The organism is Kitasatospora sp. NPDC059747 (assembly GCF_042732955.1).
Lineage (GTDB): Bacteria > Actinomycetota > Actinomycetes > Streptomycetales > Streptomycetaceae > Kitasatospora.
The window spans coordinates 1-19,246 of the sequence record NZ_JBHWGV010000009.1 but is presented as its reverse complement, the minus strand read 5'-3'; the positions used below and the strand labels follow the sequence as shown (position 1 = coordinate 19,246).

The 19,246-nt window shown below is 73.6% G+C and carries 14 protein-coding genes; 6 read left to right on the top strand and 8 right to left on the bottom strand.

From position 1 onward, the window contains the following. Positions 1–51: 51 nt before the first annotated feature. On the bottom strand, positions 52–636 hold the full coding sequence (locus ACFV4G_RS06040) for a carbonic anhydrase (RefSeq protein WP_380436954.1): 585 nt from the start codon (positions 634–636) through the stop codon (positions 52–54). 144 nt (positions 637–780) lie between these two features. Here ACFV4G_RS06040 and cynR point away from each other — a divergent pair, with 144 nt between their 5' ends. The 3 genes from cynR to ACFV4G_RS06025 all read left to right on the top strand — a co-directional run bounded on the left by cynR (position 781) and on the right by ACFV4G_RS06025 (position 5,257). Further along, positions 781–1,692 carry a transcriptional regulator CynR gene (gene cynR / locus ACFV4G_RS06035; RefSeq protein ID WP_380436952.1) on the top strand — a complete coding sequence of 304 codons (912 nt, stop codon included), beginning with the start codon at positions 781–783 and terminating at the stop codon, positions 1,690–1,692. Between the two features lie 89 nt (positions 1,693–1,781). After that, positions 1,782–3,434, top strand: coding sequence for a multicopper oxidase family protein (locus ACFV4G_RS06030; RefSeq protein WP_380436950.1), 1,653 nt, complete (start codon positions 1,782–1,784; stop codon positions 3,432–3,434). Positions 3,435–3,592: 158 nt separating this feature from the next. Further along, complete coding sequence (locus ACFV4G_RS06025) at positions 3,593–5,257, top strand: serine hydrolase (protein ID WP_380436948.1); 1,665 nt, start codon at positions 3,593–3,595, stop codon at positions 5,255–5,257. Positions 5,258–5,259: 2 nt separating this feature from the next. Here ACFV4G_RS06025 and ACFV4G_RS06020 read toward each other — a convergent pair whose 3' ends face one another. Continuing rightward, positions 5,260–5,862 carry a DUF3592 domain-containing protein gene (locus tag ACFV4G_RS06020; protein ID WP_380436946.1) on the bottom strand — a complete coding sequence of 201 codons (603 nt, stop codon included), beginning with the start codon at positions 5,860–5,862 and terminating at the stop codon, positions 5,260–5,262. A 152-nt stretch (positions 5,863–6,014) separates the two neighbouring features. Between ACFV4G_RS06020 and ACFV4G_RS06015 the strand changes: the two genes are divergently transcribed. Continuing rightward, a complete protein-coding gene (locus tag ACFV4G_RS06015; RefSeq protein ID WP_380436944.1) occupies positions 6,015–7,181 on the top strand; it encodes a damage-control phosphatase ARMT1 family protein in 1,167 nt (388 codons plus the stop codon). 87 nt (positions 7,182–7,268) lie between these two features. On the opposite strand, the gene ACFV4G_RS06010 is transcribed toward ACFV4G_RS06015, so the two are convergent. Further along, positions 7,269–9,365, bottom strand: a complete 2,097-nt coding sequence (locus ACFV4G_RS06010) for a hypothetical protein (RefSeq protein WP_380436942.1) — start codon at positions 9,363–9,365, stop codon at positions 7,269–7,271. A gap of 163 nt (positions 9,366–9,528) precedes the next feature. After that, positions 9,529–10,689, bottom strand: a complete 1,161-nt coding sequence (locus ACFV4G_RS06005; RefSeq protein ID WP_380436940.1) for a globin domain-containing protein — start codon at positions 10,687–10,689, stop codon at positions 9,529–9,531. 452 nt (positions 10,690–11,141) lie between these two features. Here ACFV4G_RS06005 and ACFV4G_RS06000 point away from each other — a divergent pair, with 452 nt between their 5' ends. Beyond that, on the top strand, positions 11,142–11,993 hold the full coding sequence (locus ACFV4G_RS06000) for a hypothetical protein (RefSeq protein ID WP_380436938.1): 852 nt from the start codon (positions 11,142–11,144) through the stop codon (positions 11,991–11,993). A gap of 10 nt (positions 11,994–12,003) precedes the next feature. Here the strand turns inward: ACFV4G_RS06000 and ACFV4G_RS05995 are convergent, their stop codons facing one another. Then, a complete protein-coding gene (locus ACFV4G_RS05995) occupies positions 12,004–13,314 on the bottom strand; it encodes an alkaline phosphatase family protein (RefSeq protein ID WP_380436936.1) in 1,311 nt (436 codons plus the stop codon). A 210-nt stretch (positions 13,315–13,524) separates the two neighbouring features. Next, positions 13,525–15,138 (bottom strand): GMC family oxidoreductase, encoded by a 1,614-nt coding sequence (locus ACFV4G_RS05990; protein WP_380436934.1) that lies wholly within the window; start codon positions 15,136–15,138, stop codon positions 13,525–13,527. Positions 15,139–15,413: 275 nt separating this feature from the next. Between ACFV4G_RS05990 and ACFV4G_RS05985 the strand changes: the two genes are divergently transcribed. Then, positions 15,414–17,480: a phosphocholine-specific phospholipase C gene (locus ACFV4G_RS05985; RefSeq protein ID WP_380436932.1), complete on the top strand. Its 2,067-nt coding sequence runs from the start codon at positions 15,414–15,416 to the stop codon at positions 17,478–17,480. Between the two features lie 42 nt (positions 17,481–17,522). Here the strand turns inward: ACFV4G_RS05985 and ACFV4G_RS05980 are convergent, their stop codons facing one another. Both ACFV4G_RS05980 and ACFV4G_RS05975 read right to left on the bottom strand, forming a co-directional pair. After that, a complete protein-coding gene (locus tag ACFV4G_RS05980; protein WP_380436930.1) occupies positions 17,523–18,086 on the bottom strand; it encodes a phosphatase PAP2 family protein in 564 nt (187 codons plus the stop codon). Then, on the bottom strand, positions 18,083–19,246 hold a 1,164-nt coding region (locus ACFV4G_RS05975; protein ID WP_380436928.1), incomplete at its 5' end, for a diacylglycerol/lipid kinase family protein. The genes ACFV4G_RS05980 and ACFV4G_RS05975, both read right to left, overlap by 4 nt.

Here is a 19,246-nt window from a genome sequence, read left to right as displayed (position 1 = left end):
TCATGGGGGCCGGGAGGCGCCGAACGGGGCCGCCCGGAAGTGGAGTCGGCGTCAGGCGGCGAGCGGGGCGGTGGCCCGGAGTTCCTCGACGCGGCCGGTGGCGATGTCGAAGACCCAGCCCCGCAGGGTGATCCGGCCCCCGGCCAGGGCGCGGGCCACCGACGGGTGGGTGGCGAGGTTCGCCAGCTGGGCGAGCACGTTCTGCCGGACCAGGGCCGGCACGTCCTCGGTGGTGGCGGTGCGGGCCACCGAGGCGTCGGCGAGCCGCAGCCAGTCGGCGACGGCCGGCGCACCGCTCAGGTCGTGGCCGTGGGCGAGCGCCGTCATGGCACCGCACGCGGAGTGGCCGCAGACGACGACCTCCCGCACGCCCAGCGCGGCGACGGCGTACTCGATGCTCGCCGCGACGCCGTCGGCGCCGGGGGTGTAGGCGGGCACGAGGTTGCCGGCGGTGCGGATGACGAACAGCTCGCCGGGCTCGCACCCGGTGATCAGCTCGGGGACGACGCGGGCGTCGGAGCAGCCGATGAACAGCGTGTGAGGTGCGTGGTGGGCGGCCAGGTGGGCGAAGAGCTCCTTCTTGGCCGGGAAGACGTCCCGCTGGAACTGCGCGAGGCCCTCGGTGAGGTCGGGCATGAGGTCACTCCCTTTCATGGCGGCCGGGCCTTCACAGCGGCCCGGCCCGTCGGGCCTTGGTGAGATCCACCATGCATGACCTGTGCCTATAGTGTCCAAGACGCATGAACCATGGTTTCCATCGATGCCGTCTATAGTTGCTCCATGGCCCTGGAACTGCGCCACCTGCGCTACCTGCTCGCCGTGGCCGACCACGGCAACTTCACCCGCGCCGCCGAAGAGCTGCACATCTCCCAGCCGACGCTGTCCCAGCAGGTCAAGCAGCTCGAACGGACCCTCGGCACGCAACTGCTGGACCGCACCGGCCGCACCGTGCGCCTCACCGACGCCGGCGAGGCGTACGCCCACCACGCGCGCGGCGCGCTGCGGGACCTCGCCGCCGCCGAGCGGGCCGTCCACGACGTGCAGGACCTCTCGCGCGGCCGGCTGCGGCTCGCCGTCACCCCGACGTTCACCGCCTACCTCGTCGGCCCGCTCGTCGCCGAGCTCCACACCCGCCACCCCGGCATCGCCCTGACCGTGCGGGAGGCGACCCAGGACCGCATCGAAACCGGCTTGCTGGCCGACGAGTTCGACCTCGGCATCGCCTTCGAGGGCCCCCACCCGGCGGGCCTCACCGCCACCGCGCTGTTCACCGAGACGCTCACCCTGGTCACCGGCCCGCACCACCCCGCCGCCGGCCCGGCCGGCCGGCCGCTGCCGGTCCGGGAGCTCGCCGATCGGCAACTCGCCCTGCTCAGCGCGGACTTCGCCACGCGCGGCCACATCGACGGGTACTTCGCGCGGCACCGCATCAGCCCGCGCATCGCCGTCGAGGCCGACTCCATCCAGGCGCTCACCGAGGTCGTGCAGCGCACGCCGCTCGCGACCGTCCTGCCCGACGCCGTCACCCACGACCACCCCCGCCTCACCCCCGTCCCGCTCGACCCGGCCCTCCCGACCCGCGCCGTCGCCCTCCTGCGGCGCACCGACGCCTACGAGAGCGCCGCCGCCCGGGCCTTCACCCGCCTCACCCACGACCTCGTCCGCATGCGCGGCTACCCGCCCGTGGCCTGAGCCGCCTGAGGCGCCCGGGCTGCCCGAGTACCGCCCACTGCGGTGTGCCTCCGGACCGCCCCTGTGCGGTTGATCTAGATTGCCCCGCTATGAGCGAAAAAGAGGGAATCGCCCGCCGGTCGGTGCTCAAGGCCGTCCCCGCGGCCGCCGTCCTCGTGGCGGCGTCCGACGGGCTCTTCGCCGGCCGGAGCACGGCGGCGCCCCCGGCCGCCCCGCCGCTCGCCCCGGCGCCGGGGGAGTTCCCCCAGCCGGTCGTGTGGGCCTCGCAGCCGGTGCCCGGCTCGTCCGCCCGGGTCGTCGAGCGCACCCTCGACGTGCGCTTCACGGACGTCGCCGTCCCGGGCTGCGGCCGGGTCACCACGCGCACCTACAACGGGACGATCCCGGGCCCGACCCTGCGCGTGCGCGGCGGCGACACCCTGCGGCTGACGCAGGTCAACGGCCTGCCGCCGAACCCGGCCCACACCGGCGACCACAACCGGCCGCACGACTTCAACAGTTTCAACCTGCACACCCACGGACTGCACGTCTCCCCGTCCGGCGACGCCGACAACGTCCACCGGGCGTTCGCGCCGCGCACCGCCGACGAGGTCGCCGCCGGCGCCCCGGAGCCGCGCTACGTGACGACCGTCGACGTCCCGCCGGACCACCCGGCCGGCACCCACTGGTACCACCCCCACCTGCACGGGGCCACGTCCGTGCAGATCGTCGGCGGCATGGCCGGGGTCCTCGTCGTCGAGGGCGACGTCGACGAGGTGCCGGAGATCGCGGCGGCGGCCGACATCGTCGTGTGCGTCAACGAACTCCGGCTCAAGGACGGCCGGGTGCCCGACTTCACGTCGGGCGGCGCGCTCGCGGCCGTGCCCGCCACCTACACCGTCAACGGCGCCGTCAACCCCACCCTCACGCTGCGCCCGGGCGAGGTGCAGCGCTGGCGACTCGTCGCCGCCACCGCCTTCGGGGCACTGTCGCTCCAAGTCACGTGTGGCGAATCTAAATTGACGCTGCATCAGATTGCTCAGGACGGTGTGACCTTCCCCGCCGTCGTCGCCTCCGACGCCGTGACCCTCGCCATGGGCAACCGCGCCGACGTCCTCGTCCAGGGCTGCGAGCCCGGCACGTACGAACTGCGCGCCGCCGGAGTGTCCGCTCCCCTGATGACGGTCGAGGTGGCGGGCCCGCCCGTCGAGCCGCCGATGGCCCTGCCGACCGCGCTTCCGCCCGGCAAGCCCTTCCTCGACGAGCGCGACGTCGCCAACCCGGACGCGGACCGCGAAGTCGTGTTCCACGTCGACCCGGGCGTCTTCGCGGCCCCGTTCCCCAACGCCTTCCGCTGCCTGGGCACCCACCCGACCCCCGCGGCCGACCCCGCCGGCGATGCCGCCCGCGACCCGGCCTACGGCCTCTTCGACCCGCGGCACGTCAACCACACGCTGAAACTCGGCACCGTCGAGCGGTGGACGGTCCGCACCGACGAGACCAACCCCGCCTTCAACCACCCCTTCCACCTGCACACCAACCACGTCCTCGTCACCCACCGCAACGGCACGCGGCTCGACCCGCCGGTCTGGCACGACACCGTCGGCCTGGCCGGCGGCAAACCCGGCGACCGCGTCACCTTCCTCGTCCGGTACGAGGACTTCACCGGCCGCACGGTCGCCCACTGTCACCAGCTCCAGCACGAGGACCTCGGCATGATGCAGATCGTCGAGTACGTCGAGGACGTCGAGGACGTCGAGTAGGCGGGTCGGCGGCATCCGCGCCACCGGACGGGTGGATTGCGGGGGCGGCGGCGCACTGCGGCGGCCGCGCCGGGTATGGGCCGTCGACTACTCGGCGCCGTGCGGCGGACGGCGGCGCCGCCGGATCCCGGGCACGGCCCGGACGAGGGAGGACCTTCATGCATCGTCACGCCGCAGCCCGGCGGACCGTCCCCGGGCCAGGCCGGACCGCCGCCCGGCCGGGGCTGCGCACCGCGGCCCCGCTGCTGGCCACCGCGCTGCTCGCCGGGTGCACGTCCGCGGCCGGCACCGGTCCCGAGGCCGCCCCCACCCCGAGCGCCTCGTCCGCCCCGGCCACCGCGCCGCCCGCGCAGCAGGCGCCCCAGCTGACCGATCAGCAGGTGTCCTCCGCGGTGGACAAGATCGACGGCTACGTGCAGGACGCCATGGCGAAGACGGGCGTCCCGGGCGTGTCGCTGGCCGTCGTCTACAAGGACAAGGTCATCCACGCGAAGGGCTTCGGGGTCCGCCAGCTCGGCCGGCCGGAGCCGGTCGACCCGGACACGGTGTTCCAGCTCGCCTCGGTCTCCAAGCCGATCTCCTCGACCGTGGTCGCCGGCGTGGTCGGCCAGAAGGCGGTGCAGTGGGACGACCCGGTCACGAAGTACGACCCGGGCTTCGCGCTGGCCGACCCGTGGGTGAGCAGCCACGTGACGATCGCCGACTTCTTCTCGCACCGCAGCGGCCTGCCGGACCACGCCGGAGACCTGCTGGAGGACCTCGGCTACCCGCGCGACTACATCCTCCAGCACCTGCGCGACCAGCCGCTCTCGCCGTTCCGCGCGAGCTACGCCTACACCAACTACGGCCTGACCGAGGCGGCCGTGGCCGTGGCCAAGGCCAAGGGGGTGGCCTGGGAGGACCTGGCGGCGGACGTCCTCTACAAGCCGCTGGGGATGAACTCCACCAGCTCCCTGCGCTCCGCCTACGACAGCGCGGCGAACAAGGCGACGCCGCACGTCAAGACGGCCGGCGGCTGGCAGGTCAGCACCACCGAGAACGCGGACCCGCAGTCGCCGGCCGGCGGTGTGAGCTCCACCGTCGACGACCTCACCCGGTGGATGCGGATGCAGCTCGCGGACGGCACCTTCGAGGGCAAGCAGATCGTCGACCCGGCGGGTCTGAACGAGACCCGGGTGCCGCAGATCGTGAGCGCCCCGCCGAGGTCCCCGGCGGGCAACGCCGGCTTCTACGGCCTCGGCTGGAACGTCACCTACGACACCCTGGGCCGGCTCCGGCTGAACCACTCCGGCGGCTTCGACCTGGGCGCGGCCACCGTGGTGACCCTGCTGCCGACCGAGCAGCTCGGGATCGTCGTCCTGACCAACGGCCAGCCGATCGGCGTCCCGGAGGCGGTGGCCGAGGAGTTCTTCGACCTCGCCCAGTACGGGCGGGAGACGGTCGACTGGCTCGGCCTGTTCGGCAAGCTCCTGCCGGGCCTCTCGGCGCCCGCCTCCTCGCCGACCGACTACGCGAAGCCGCCGGCCGGCGCCACCCCGGCGAAGCCGAACGCGGCCTACACGGGGACGTACGCCAACGGCTACTACGGGCCGATGACGGTGAGCGAGCAGGGCGGCGGGCTGGTGATGAGCCTCGGACCGGACAACCAGCAGTTCCCGCTCCAGCACTACAACGGCGACGTCTTCAGCTACCAGAGCAAGGGCGAGAACGCCGTCGGCCTCACCGGCCTGACCTTCACCATCGGCGCCGACGGTCGGGCCTCGACCGCGGTGGTCGAGCAGTTCAGCCACGAGGGCCTCGGGACCTTCACCCGCAGCGGCTGACCTCAGGGCGAGGGGCAGAGGGGTTGGGGGCCGTGCCCGTCCACGCAGACGGCCGAGGTCGGGAGGCCCCCGGGTGCCCATCCCGACCCCGGGAACGGAGGCGTGTGGGACGCCGACGGCGCCGGGACGGTGACGCCGGCCGCGTCCTCGGGCGCGTCCCGGAGGCCGAGGCCGGTGCCGACCACCCCGAAGGCGACGACCAGCAGCCCGGCCACGGCCGCCGCGGCCAGCGGGCCGTTGATCCCCGACGGGTGCCGGTCGGCGGTCAACGCTCGCTGCGGCCGGTGGGGCAGGTAGCGCACCTGCATCCGGTCCCCCTTGACGAAGGGGACGCCGGACGTGTCCCGGAACCTGACGTCCCGGCCGTCCTCGGGGCGGAACCCGATGATCACGTGCCGCTCGCCGGACGGGCGCCGGTCCTCGCCCGTCCCGTGCGTGCCGACCGTGACGTACGTGTCCAGGCACGTGGCGTCCGTCACCAGCCCGTGCGCGAGGATCCGCGCTCGCAGCCGGATCCTGGCGACCGTGAACGCCAGGATCGTCACCCCCACGGCCAGCCCGGCGACGCCGGCGATCGACCAGACCGTGTTGCCGTCGTTCGACATGTTCCACCCCCCGTGGATCCCGTCATCGATCATCCGAACCGCGACGCGGGAGACGACGGTTCGGATCTCCGCGGTTCCATTGGTCCGCGACCGCTGCCGGCCCGCTGCTACCGTCGCCGAGTCGCGCCCGCATCGAGGAGACGAGCCCCAGCGTGTCGAACGCACCCGTGATCCGCAGCGACGTCCCGGGGTCCTTCGCCCGGGGCGTCTTCCACGAGCGCCACCCCGAACTCGTCCGGCGCCTGCTCGCGGCCCTGCCCTACGGGCCGGGGGAGCGGGCGGCGGTCGAGCGGCTGCTCGTGGAGAGCACGACCGGGGTGCTGGAGCCGCTGGGGGACGGCGCGCCGGACGCCGCCCGCTGGGAGGAGTGGGGCGCGGGGCTGTGGGGCACGCCGTGGGAGGAGGCGCCGTTCCTCTGGGCGGAGAGCTACTTCTACCGGCGGCTGCTCGACGCCACCGGGTACTTCCGGCCCGGGGCGTGGCAGGGCGTCGATCCGTTCGCGCCGTTCAAGGGCGCGGAGCTGGCCGGGTCGGCGGTGGACGAGGAACTCGCCGCCCTCGGCGGGCTCGACGGCCTGCCGGACGTCCGGCGCGGCGAGGCCCTGCTGTCCTCCGCGCTGTGGGGCAACCGGGCGGACCTGAGCTTCCAGCTCACCGCGGGGACCGGCGGGCCGGGCGCGTCCGACCTCGTCGCCGACGACAGCGCGCAGCTGTGGGCCGAGCTGGAGCGCACGCCGGGCGGACGGGTCTGCGTCGTCGCGGACAACGCCGGCCGGGAACTGCTGCCGGACCTCGTCCTGATCGACCACCTCCTGGCCGCCGGACGGGCCGCACAGGTCGTCCTGCACGTGAAGCCGCAGCCGTACTTCGTCTCGGACGCCACGCCGGCCGACGTCCTCGCCGCGCTGCAACGCCTGTGCGCGGCACCGGAGCCGGCCGCCTCGGCGGTGGGCGAGCGGCTGTGGGAGGCGATGGCCGGTGGCACGCTCGTGGTCCGCACGCACCCGTTCTCCTGCGCGCCGCTGCCGTATGCCGACATGCCCGAGGACCTCCGGGCGGAGTTCGCCGGGGCGGCCCTGACGATCCTCAAGGGCGACCTCAACTACCGCCGCCTGGTGGGCGACCGCCGCTGGCCGCCGACCACCCGCTTCGCCGAGACGGCCGGGTACTTCCCGTCCCCCGTCGCAGCCCTGCGGACGCTGAAGTCGGACGTGATCGTCGGCCTCGATGCCCCCACCGTCGCGCGGCTCGACGGCGCGGGGACGGCCTGGCGGACGAGCGGTCGCCACGCCGTCGTCCAGGTGCACGGGAACGGGTAGGTGCACGGGAACGGGTAGGCGCACGGGAAGGGGTAGGCGCGCCCCTGACGCGGCATCCGCGGTCAGGGGGCGCGGCGAGCGGGGCGGTCAGGAGGAGACGGCCGCCTGCCAGTCGGCGAACGGGCTGTCCGCCTTGGCGTCGGTCTGGCGCCGCAGGTGGAGCCGGGCGTCGGTGCCGAGGGCGAGCACGACCACGCGGCCGGTGGCGTCGGTGGCCAGCGACGGCGCGCCGACGATCACCGAGCCGAGGTCCTGCCAGACCGTGGTGAAGGCGCCGTTGCCCTCGGTCTGGGTGGCCAGGCTGACGCCGCCGCCGCCGTTGCGCGTGGCGACGACGATGCGGCCGTTGGCGGTGACGGCGCTCGGGCCGTCCACGCCGACCGGGCCGCCGGTGGACGAGGAGACGGGGGTCCAGGTGTTGTCGGCCTGTACCCACTGGTTGACGGTCTTCCCGGTGTCGGGGTGCGAGAAGAGGATCTCCTTGCGGCCGCCGGCGGTCTGCGCGATGCCGATCGGCCCGGCCGGGGTGGGCCCGCTGAAGGCTGCGTCCGGGACGAAGGGGCCGTTCTTCGTGCTCTGTCGCCAGTGCAGGAGGTCGTGGCCGGACACGGTGGGGGCGAAGACGTCGATCAGGCCGTCGGTGCCCAGGCTCGCCGCGAGACCGTCCTGGACCCACGCGCCGCCCAGGTCCGCCCAGGCGCCCGGCCAACTGCCGTCCTGCTGCTGGGTGACGGCGCTGACGCCGCCTCCGGCGTTGGGCACGAAGACGGTGAGCGCCCCGTTGGCGTTGGGCGTCACGACGGGCGAGCCGATCATCTCGCCGACGTCGTCGGAGTTGGGGTTGCCCAGCGAGGTCCAGGCGCCCCAGCCGCCACCGACCGAGGTCTGCGCGAGCGTGACGATCTCGTCGTGGTTGTCGGTGCCCTTGTCGTCCGCCAGGCGGATGCCGAAGAGGTGGAGCAGGCCCTTGCCGTCCTTGACCACGGTCAGGTAGGGCGCGAACTGCCCGCCGCCCAGGCCCGCCGGGCCGGTCCACGCCCCGCCGCTCGCGGTCTCCTTCCACTGCGAGGGCTGTCCGTTGACCACCGCGAAGGCGTTGAGCAGGCCGTTGCCGTCCTGGGCCGACCAGGTGGTGCCGTTGAACCAGCGCGGGTACGAGCGGAACTCGTACATCGCGTAGTGGTTCTGCCAGCTGGCCGCGCCGCTCTCGTGGAGCTCCGAGTCGTGCGGCAGGTAGTAGTCCTTGAAGACGCTCCACTTGGCCGAGGCCTGGCGCGGGTCCACGTTCGCCGGGCGCAGCCGGATGTTGTAGTCGCGGTAGTACCGCAGCAGGACGTTGCCCCGGGCGGGGTGGTAGCCGGCCGCCGCCTCGCCCGCGAAGCGCGCGGCGCCGCGGTGGTCGGAGTTGTCGCCGTAGTTGAGCGGGTCCGTGCGGTAGTCGTAGCCGGTTTCGTCGTGTCCCCTGCCCAGCGGGTAGACCTTCGGATCCTGCGCGAGCAGGATGCCCGGGTTGTACTGCCCCATCAGGTCGGTGAGGGCGGCGACCAGTTCTTCGTGGGTGTAGGTCTGGTTGTTGTAGGGGCGGTAGTCCGGCGTCGTGTCGGGGTGGGCCGGCGCGGTCCGGCACTCGTCGCCGTCCGTGCCCTGGCTGCCCACCGTCCGCTTGGGGTTCGGCGTGACGAGGTGCCCGTTTCCGTCGGGGAGGGGGCCGATGTAGAGGTCGTCCAGCGAGGTCTCGCCGGCTGCGCCCGGGGCGCCGCTCTGGTAGAGCCGGAAGAAGACGAGGCGCACCGGGTTCGCGGTGCCGCGCAGGGTGTCGACCTCGACGGTCTTGCCGTTGCCGAGCGTGAGGGTGTCGAAGGCCCAGTCGTTCGCGACCCCGGCCAGTGTGGCGTGCGCGTCGCGCGCGCCCTCCTCGCGGTGCTGCGCGTAGAGGCACGCGCTCTCCGTGGTGGTGGCCTGCTCGCCCGAGGTCAGGTAGACCGTCGTGGACGGAGCGTCGTACTGGCGGGCGAGGTCGGGGTTCATGAACAGGATGTCGTCGTCCTCGTGGGCGACGATCTGCAGGTAGCCGTTCGTGGGCGGTGCGGTGTCGGCCGAGGCCGAGCCGACGAGCGGTGTGATCGTCGCGGCGACCAGCGCCGTGGCGGCGCAGACGGCGGCCCGCCGGAATCCGGAACGCATTGGTGAAGTCCTCCCCGTCGGCGGACCTGGTGGTGTCGATGATCGTCCGCCGTCGGGGGAACTGTTCTGCAGGATACGAACGACTGTCAAATTCCCTGTGAGCTCCGAGTTTTGGTGAATTGAACCGAAATGGCAGGCTCTCGGCAGCCCGGCGAGGGCGACTTCAGAGCGCGAAGTCGAGCCGGACGAACGGGTCGTGGTGGATGCGGTCGAGTGGCACCCCGGTGCGGTACAGGGCCTCGGCCGCGCTCACGATCATCGGGCCGGGGCCGCTGACGTAGGCGTCGTGGTCCCGCCAGGGCCCGGCCGCCGCGAGGGCCGCGGGCAGGCGGGTGACGGCGCCGGGGGTGTCGTCGTCGTGGACGACGGGGTGCACCGTGAGCCAGGAGTACTGGTCGGCGAGCCGGCGGAGGGTGTCCAGGCCCAGCGGTCCGTCCGTGCCGCGCGTGCCCACGAAGACGTCGGTCCGCCGCCGGACCCCGTCCAGGACGGCCTGTTCGAGGAGGGCGAGGACCGGCGCGAGACCGGTGCCGCCCGCGACGCAGACGACGTCCCGGCGCGCGGCCGGGTCGAGGACCATGTCGCCGAGCGGCCGGCCGAGCCGGAGGACGTCGTCGACCCTCGCGCGCTGCACCAGGGCGGTGCTGACCGGGCCGCCCGTGACGGCACGGACGTGGAAGGTGACGGTCCCGTCCGGGCGCCGGGCGTTGGCGGGGGAGAAGTAGCGCCAGCTCTTCGGCCACCACGGCGTCGCCAGGCTCACGAACTGCCCGCCGGTGTACGGGTACGGCAGGTCGGTCCGCACGGTGATCTCCGCGAGGTCGCGGCCGTGCCGCCGGTGGTCCACGACGCGGGCGTCCCAGACGGCCGGATGCTCGGCGGCGTCGGCCGTGGCGGCCCCGTCCATGACTCCGGCGGCCGCGGTGTAGGCGCGGGTCCAGGCCGCCGCGACGGCCGGGGTCCAGGCGGAGCCGGCGAAGTGCTCCAGCGTGGCGAGCAGGCACTCGCCGACCGCCGCGTAGTGCGCGCTGACGGCGCCGAACTTGCGGTGGTCGCGGCCCAGTTCGGAGCAGAACCGGACGAGGGTAGCGGGCTCGTCCACCAGGTCGACGACGAGCATCAGCGCGCGCACGAGCTTGTCGTGCTGGACCTCCATGTGCTCCGGGAACAGGTCACGGACCTGGGGGTAGCGCTGGAACAGGGTCGCGTAGAAGTGGCCCGGGAGGTCGGCGGCGTACGGCTCGACGGCGGCCCGGCTCGCCCGCAGCAGGGAGATCTCGTACGGGGTGACGATCGCCTCTGAGGCGCGGTCAGGGGAATTCATCGGTTCGGCTGGGTTTCTGATCGGGTATTGGACGCGAAGGCTCACGCGTATCTCTCCGGTTGAATTCTTTGCGTTCTTCGCGGGGTGGGGCGGTCATTAAAAATCGGCCCATTCTGCCCACGGGCCCTATCGGATGTGCAAGCCGACGGGGTGAATCATTTGTGAAGCGCGATACTGGCTCGTAGTGACCGAGAGTGGTAAGGTCCGCCCGCGCGGGGCGCAAATGCGGAACCTGCCTGAACAATCCCGGCGGCCGGTTGCCGTACGGAGCGGTAGGTTCACCGGGGCGGCCGGAAATAACAATTCGCTCTCGGGAGCCGTCCGGGGCTGTCCGAAATTCCCCTTCGGGTCCTACGCTGCGGCGCGTGTCGATATTCCGAAGGCTCCGCGCTTCCGGTCCGCGGGTGCGGCCGGAACTCGATGACGTGCAACTCGGCCGCGTTCGGCGGCAAATGAATTCCGCCGGGCGGCTGGGGCCGGACGACATCCAGATCGACCAGGTCGACCGGCTGCTCCAGGAGTCCGCGCGGGACCCGGACCGCCGGGCGCACCGCTTCGCCGTGCTCGCCGAGACCGCCGCGCCCACGGCGTTCGCGCGGTCCTGGCGGCTGCGCCGGCGCGGCTCGGACCCGATGGTGTTCGAGGGCTGGGTCGAGCTGGTCCGCGGCCGGGCCGCCGGGCGGATGGACGACGCCAGGGCGGCCGCCGACCACTGCTACCGCGCCGCGGAGATCGCCCCGTCCGACCCCCTCCCCTGGGTGGTGCTGCTCGGGATCCTGCGCCTCATGCGGGCGGAGCCGCACCAGCTGTACGCCGTCTGGCAGGAGGTGACCGCGCGCGACCCCTGGAACCGCGAGGCCCACCTGCAGATGCTGCGCTACCTCTCGCCGGAGGAGTGCGGCTCACGCAGCGGCCAGCTCGACTTCGTGGAGACGCTCCGGGCCTCGGCGCCGCCGGTCTCGCCGTCCGTGGGCGTGGAGCTCGCGGCCCTCGTCGACGAGCACGACCGCACCGCCGCCAGGGGCGGCGTCGAGGCGCTGCTGGCCCGCCGCCTCTGGACGCACACCCGGGCCGCCGGCGCCCTGGACACGGCCCTGGCCACCTGGCCGCGCGAGGGCTACCTGCGGCACGCCGCGGCCCTGGCCGACCTGAACCTGCTGGCCTACGCGCTCGTGCAGGCCGGCCGCGTCCGCGAGGGCGGCGCCGTGTTCGGGGCGATCGGCGACACCGTCACCGCGTGGCCGTGGTCGCTCGACGGCGACCCGGTCGAGCGGTTCACCTACTGGCAGGCGAAGGCGCTCTGAGGCTCCGGGCTCAGGCCTGCCGGGCCAGGGCGTCGCAGACCCGGTCCAGGTAGGACTCGCTGTTCGCGGACATGGTCGTGCCGCCGGACACCGGGACCAGGGTCAGCGGGTCGTCGGTGCGCGGCGCGTCCAGGGTGAGGACGTCGCCGAAGCCCGGGGCCGCCTTGTCGCGGTCGGTCAGCGGCGGGAGGTTCCAGCGCTGCTCGATCGTCTTGAGCACCGAGGTGTGGTCCAGCGGGGTGTCGCCGGCGGGCCGGTAGACCGTTCCGGCGGCGATCAGCGGGGAGATCAGCACCGCGGGCACGCGGACGCCGAAGCGAGTGAAGTCGAAGCCGAACTCGCCCTGGGCGCCGTCGGGCGGGACGGCGCCGGAGGGCGGGGGCACGTGGTCGTAGCAGCCGCCGTGCTCGTCGTAGGTGATGACGAGCAGGGTCCTGTTCCAGTCCGGGCCGGTGCGCAGCGCCGTGTAGACGTCGAGCATCAGCTGTTCGCCGTGCGAGACGTCGTGGACCGGGTGCTGGTCGTTGCCGGCCAGGCTCCAGTCGGGCTCCAGGAAGACGAAGCCCTTGGGGAGGGTGCCGGTCCTGGCGGCGTTGCGGAACTGGGTGAAGCCGCCGAAGTGGCTCGGGTCGGCCTGGGTCGTGTCCGGGAAGTCGAAGCGGGTCAGCTGCTTGCCGTCGCTGTAGATCGCCCAGTCCGTGCCGTTCTTGGCGAGCAGGCCGAAGATGCTCGGGAAGTCGAACGGGGGCGTGCCGGCCTGCTGGTGGTCGTCCATCCGGCCCTGGCTGGTGCCGGCGAGGGCGAACGCCCGGTTGGGCAGGGTCTCGGTGGGCGCGGAGCTGAACCAGTGGTCGCAGACCGCGTAGCCGCGCGCCAGGCCGGACAGGACGGGCAGGGCGTCCGGGGTGTAGCAGCCCATGATGTTCCCGGGCCCGGTGCCGGGGCGGACCGTCCGGCCGTGCAGCGGGTCGAACTGCAGGGCGTCGACGAAGCTCGTCACGAAGCCCGTCATGGTCGCGGCGGGGGCGGGTGTGCCGGGATCGGCCGTCCCGAACAGCTGGGTGTTGGTCGGCGCGTAGCCCTCGCGGGGGTCGGCGCCGGGCATGAAGTACGCGTCGGGGGTGGTGCGGAGGATCCTGAAGACGGTGTGCACGCCGTCGGGCCCGGCGTTGCTCTCGTCTCCCTTCAGGCCCTCGAACTGTGCCCCGGACGGGGTCTTCTGGTCGGGGTAGAGGAACCCCAGCATGTGGTCGAAGGAGCGGTTCTCCTGCATCAGGACCACGAGGTGGTCGATCTGGTCCAACCGGCCGTTGTTCGACATGGACGGTCTCCTGCCACGCGCGGGTGAAGCGGCGGACGGACTCACGTCGAGGCGCACGGCGGACGACTTGGGCCTCCCCGCTCGGAATGTCGTCCCGGTGGCCGGGTACGGGCGGCCACGTTCTCCACTATAGGCCGAGCGGGTGAAGGCCACGAGCCGTGCGCGGCCCCCACCCGCGCGCGTCGGGCGGGTGGCGGACTCGATGGGGCATCAGGACCCGGACCGGCCCGCGATCGGCTCCGCGGCGCCCGTGATCGGCTCCGCGGCGCCCGTGATCAGGTCCGCAGCCTTCTCCGCCGCCATGATCGTGGGCGCGTCGGTGTTCCCGCGCGGCACCGCCGGGAACACGGACGCGTCGACGACCCGCAGGCCCGCCACGCCGTACACCCGCAGCTCCGGGTCGACGACGGCGCCGATCGCGCAGCTCGACGTCGGGTGGTACAGCGTCTGGCCGGCGCGCCGCGCCCACGCGAGGAGATCGGCGTCCGAGCCGGACGGGGACGGCGCGTCCCCGTACGTCCCGATGGCGACATCGGTCACCGCCCGCTGCGCCGCGATCTCCAGGGCGATCCGCGTCCCGGCGACGATCGCCGCCCGGTCCTCCTCCGTCGTCAGGTAGTTGTGGACGATCCGCGGCGCGGCGTCCGGCCGCGCGGAGCGCAGGGTCACCGCGCCGCGGCTGGTCGGGGCGAGGACGCACGGGCCGAAGGCGAACCCGTGCTCGGTGACGGCGCCGAGCCCCTCCTGGTGGAACAGTCCCGGGGCGGCGTGGAACTGGATGTCCGGCGCGTCCAGGTCGTCGCGGCTGCGGAAGAAGCCGCCGGCCTCGCCGAGGTTGGAGGTGAGCGGTCCGCGCCCCTGCGTCTCCAGCAGGGCGGTGTTCTCCGGGCTCGCCGCACTGGCCAGCGAGTCGGCGCCGGTGCGGAAGTTGAGCATCGCCATGTAGTGGTCCTGCAGCCCCCGGCCGACGGGCAGGTCGCGCACTACCTCGATCCCGAGGGCGGACAGGGCTTCGCCCGGCCCGATCCCCGACAGCATCAGGAGTTTCGGCGAGCCGTACGCCCCGGCCGACAGGACGACCTCCCGCTCGGCGCGCACGACCTCGACGACCCCGGCGCGCTCGACCGCCACGCCCACCGCCCGGCCGCCCTCGACCACCACGCGGTGCGCGCGGACGCCGGCGAGCACCGTGAGGTTCAGCCGCCCGAGGGCCGGGTGCAGGTAGGCGACGGCCGCGCTGCACCGCAGGCCGCCACGCTGCGTCACCTGGTAGCGCCCGACGCCGAACTGCGTCGCGCCGTTGAAGTCGTCGTTCGCCTTGTAGCCGGCCTGCCCGGCGGCCTGGACGAAGGCCGAGGCGAGCGGGTGTCCGGAGCGTCCGTCACTCACGGTCAGCGGTCCGCCGACGCCGTGGAACTCGTCCTCGCCGCGCTCGTTGTCCTCCGCGTGCCGGAAGTACGGCAGCACCTCGTCGTACGACCAGCCGGTGGCCCCGGCCGCCGCCCACCCGTCGTAGTCGGCGCGGGCGCCCCGGACGTAGATCATCGCGTTGAGCGAGCTGCAGCCGCCGAACGTCCGGCCCCGGGGCAGGTAGACCCGCCGCCCGCCGAGGCCCGGCTCCGGTTCGGAGTCGAAGTCCCAGTCGACGTCCGACTTGAACAACCGGGGGAACGCGACCGGCACGTGGATCTCTTGCGCGGTGTCCGGGCCGCCCGCCTCGACCACCGCCACCCGGACGTCCGGATCCTCCGACAGCCGCGCGGCCAGCACGCAGCCCGCGGAACCGGCGCCGACGATGACGTAGTCGTACGTGCTGCTGCTCATGCCAACCCCTTTGAGAGAAGGACGTGTTGGGTCCGGGGAGTGCGTGCCGGAACCGAGCCGGTCGGCCAGTATCCGCTCTCGCCGCGCCGCGTCATAGACGGTGAACCGGTCAACCACGGCCGGGGCGGCGTGTTCATGCCGCGAGGCTTCCGCGAACCGTCGGCCGCGTGTAACTTCTCCGCCACCCGGCTACCGACCGGTAGCCATCTGGCTGCCCGACAGTCTCCGCTGCCGGATCGTCCGCCGGAGTTGTCCATACTTCTCGGAGGCCTCACGTGTCCCCAGTCACCCGCCGCACATTCCTCGGCTCGGCCGCCGCCCTCGGCGCGGCCATCGGCCTGGACGCCGCCCTGCCCGGCGCGGTACCGAGCGCCTCCGCCGCCCCGACCGGCACGATCCGCGACGTCAAGCACGTCGTGGTGCTCATGCAGGAGAACCGCAGCTTCGACCACTACTTCGGCGCGCTCAAGGGCGTGCGCGGCTTCGGCGACCGCACCGCGATCCAGATCGCGGGCGGCACCAGCGTCTTCAACCAGCCCAACGGCAGCGGCCGGCAGTACCCGTGGCAGCTCAGCAAGACCACCACGTGGTGGTGGGGCGTCAGCGGCGAGCAGCTCGCGCAGTGCGACGGCTCGCTCGACCACTCCTGGTCCACCCAGCACCAGGCGTGGAACAACGGGAAGATGGACTCCTGGATCGCCGCCAAGGGCTCCGACAGAACCATGGGCTTCATGGCCCGCGAGGACATACCGTTCCACTACGCGCTCGCCGACGCCTACACCGTGTGCGACGCGTACCACTGCTCGATCCTCTCGGCCACCGGCCCCAACCGCACCTACCTGTGGTCCGGCCAGATCGACCCGGCCGGCACCGCGGGCGGCCCCGCCTACGACGGCGGCGACGAGAAGGGCCTGCGCTGGCAGACCTACGCCGAGGCGCTGCAGAACGCGGGCGTCAGCTGGAAGGTCTACCAGAACGCGAGCGACAACTACGGCGACAACGCCCTGGCGTACTTCAACCAGTTCACCAGCGCCCCGAGTTCGAGCCCGCTCGCCCAGCGCGGCATGGCCTCGGTGCCCAGCACCGGCTCCACCCCGGACGACATCGCCGCCGCGATCCGGGCCGACTCGGTCGCCGGCACGCTGCCCCAGGTCTCCTGGGTGGTGCCCAACCAGCTGTTCTCCGAGCACCCGGACGGCCCGCCGGAGAACGGCGCGCACTTCGTCAACCTGGTGGTGCAGGCCCTCGCGGCGAACCCGGACGTGTTCGACTCGACCGTCCTGTTCCTCAACTACGACGAGAACGACGGCTTCTTCGACCACGTGCCCCCGCCCGTCGCCCCGGCCGGCACCGCCGGCGAGTTCTACAACGGCACCAACATCGGCCTCGGCTTCCGCGTCCCGATGATCGTGGTCTCGCCGTGGAGCCGCGGCGGCTTCGTCGACTCCCACGTCTACGACCACACGTCCGTGCTGCGCTTCCTGGAGACCTGGACCGCCGCCATCGGCACCCCCGCCGTCTGCCCGAACATCAGCACCTGGCGCCGCCAGGTCTGCGGCGACCTCACCGGCGCCTTCGACTTCACCAGCCCCCTCTACGGCGTGCCCGCCCTGCCCGACACCAGCGCCACCATCAGCCAGGCCACCGCCAACCTGCAGATCAACCCGGCCCCGGGCACCAACTCCATGCCCGTCCAGGAGCCCGGCACCAAGCCCGCCCGCGCGCTGCCCTACCAGCCGAACGCGTGGGTCGACCGGATCGAGTACGACGCGAACAACCAGATCCTGCTCTGGATCGACCTGGCCAACCAGGGCCCGCAGGCCACGGCCTGGGCGCACTACTCGATCCACGCCAACGCCTACCGCAGCGGCGGCCCGTGGCAGTACACCGTCGCCCCCTACGACGCCGCCTCCGGCACCGACGGGCGCGCGAGCGACTACTTCAACATCGGCGCCACCTACGGCAACGGCCAGTACGACCTCACCGTGCTCGGCCCCAACCGCTTCCTGCGCCGCTTCACCGGCAACGCCACCACCGCCGGCAAGACCGCGGAGGCCACCACCTCCTACGCGCCGGCGCCGGACACCGGCAAGCCGGCCGTGTGGTTCACGATGACCAACACCGGCACCACGACCGTCACGTTCACCATCACCGCCACCAACTACCGCACCGGCACCTGGACCTACCAGGTCGCCCCGGGAGCCACCGTCAGCGACTACTTCAACGCGGTCACGATCGCCCAGGGCTGGTACGACTTCACCGTCACCGTGAACAGCGACCAGTCCTGGACCCGCCGCGCGACCGGCCACATCGAGACGGGCGCCGCCAGCGTCAGCGGCTGACCGGCGCCTGCGCCAGTGCCGTGGCCCTACCCGGCCACGGCGCTAGCAGCCGGTGAGCCTCCGGCCCGTGGCCAGGACGACGCTCGCGCAGGCGCCGCCCAGGAGGGCGCCGGCCACGACGTCGCCGGGGTAGTGGACGCCCGTGTGGACGCGGGAGTAGCCGACGGCGCAGGCCAGGAGGCCCAGCGGGGTGGCGGTGGCGGGCAGGAGCGTGCCCACGGCCGTGGCCAGGGCGAAGGCCGAGGCGGTGTGTCCGGAGGGGAAGGACGCCGAGGCCGGCATCGGGACGTGGCGGCCGGCGATCACCCTGGCCGCGTCGCGGTCCGGTCGCGGGCGGCGCACCAGTTCCTTGCCGAGGAGGTTCGCGGTGAAGGAGGCCAGGCCGACGGCCGCCGCGCCCGCGAGTCCCGCGCGGCGGTACCGGCCGGGGGTGAGGAGCAGGGCCGCCGCGATCGACAGGTTGACCTTCGAGTGGTCGGCGGCGGCGGAGAGCCGGCGCAGGCCGGCGTCGAGCGCGGGCGTGTCGGTCGCGGCGACGGCGGCGTAGACGGCGCGGTCGACGGCCGCCAGGTCGTGCAGGACGGTGCCGGCCCGCCGCGCGGTCATGCGCGCGCCTCCGTCCGGGCGAACGCGAGGCGGGCGATGACGCGCCAGTCCAGGCGGGGGGCGTGCGGCTGCTGGGCCGGATCGGCGCCGGGGCGGTCGCGCGGGACGCGCACCCGCAGGGCGCCGTCGGCGAGCGAGCAGACGACCGGGGTCGGCAGGGTCAGCGCCTCGCCGTCGACGGCGACGGGGATCTCCGGCGCGTCCGCCCGCACGGTGACCCGCCGCGCCGACAGCACGGTCAGGCCGGTGGCCCGTTCGCCGCGCAGGGCGAGTTCGGCGGCCTGGGCGGCGCCGTCGACGCGGATGCCGAGGACGCCGAGGACGCCCCGGTCCAGGCGCGGGCGGCGGCCGAGGTTGACGGGGTCGGCGCCCGCGTAGGGGTTGTTGCTGACGAGCAGTGCCTGCGGCGCGTCGATCCGCCGTCCGCCCGCGTCGGCGGTCAGGTGCGGGCCGTCGGCGCCCATCAGGAGGTCCGGCAGGGCGTCCAGGGCGGTGGCGGTCTTGGCGTCGCGGTACTCCGGGCTCTGGACGATGGCCGCGTAGGCGCCGAAGGAGACGGTGTTGACGAAGGGCCGGTCGCCGACCCGGCCCAGGTCAACGGTGAGCTCGACGCCGTCGCGCAGCGCGTCCAGGCAGGTGGCGGGGTCCTCGCGGTCGAGGCCGAGGTCCATCGCGAAGTGGTTGCGGGTGCCGGCGGAGACGACGAGGAACGGCAGCCCGTGCTCGACGGCGACCGCCGCGACCAGGGCCTGGGTGCCGTCGCCGCCCGCGACGCCGAGCAGGTCGGCGCCGTCGGCGCCGGCACCGCGGGCGAGGCCGGCCACGTCCTGCTCCGCGGAGGTGTCGAGCAGGATCACCTCGGCGCCCAGTTCCTCGGCCCGCTCCGCGAGCCGGAAGCGCCCGACCTTGCCGCCGCCGGACTTCGGATTCATGATCAGCACCGGCCGCCGCGGCGGCGGGGTCTCCCGGGCGGGCATCGGCTTCGGCGGCCGGGCCGCCCGCAGCGCGGCGCGGGCGCAGACGAACGCGGCGAGCCACAGCACCAGGACGATCACCGACAGCAGCAGCGCGTGCGCGTGGTACGCCAGCACGACGACGGCGACCGGCGCCCCGACGGCCAGGACGGCGCCGGCGGCGCGCAGGACGCCGCGCCGGGCGAT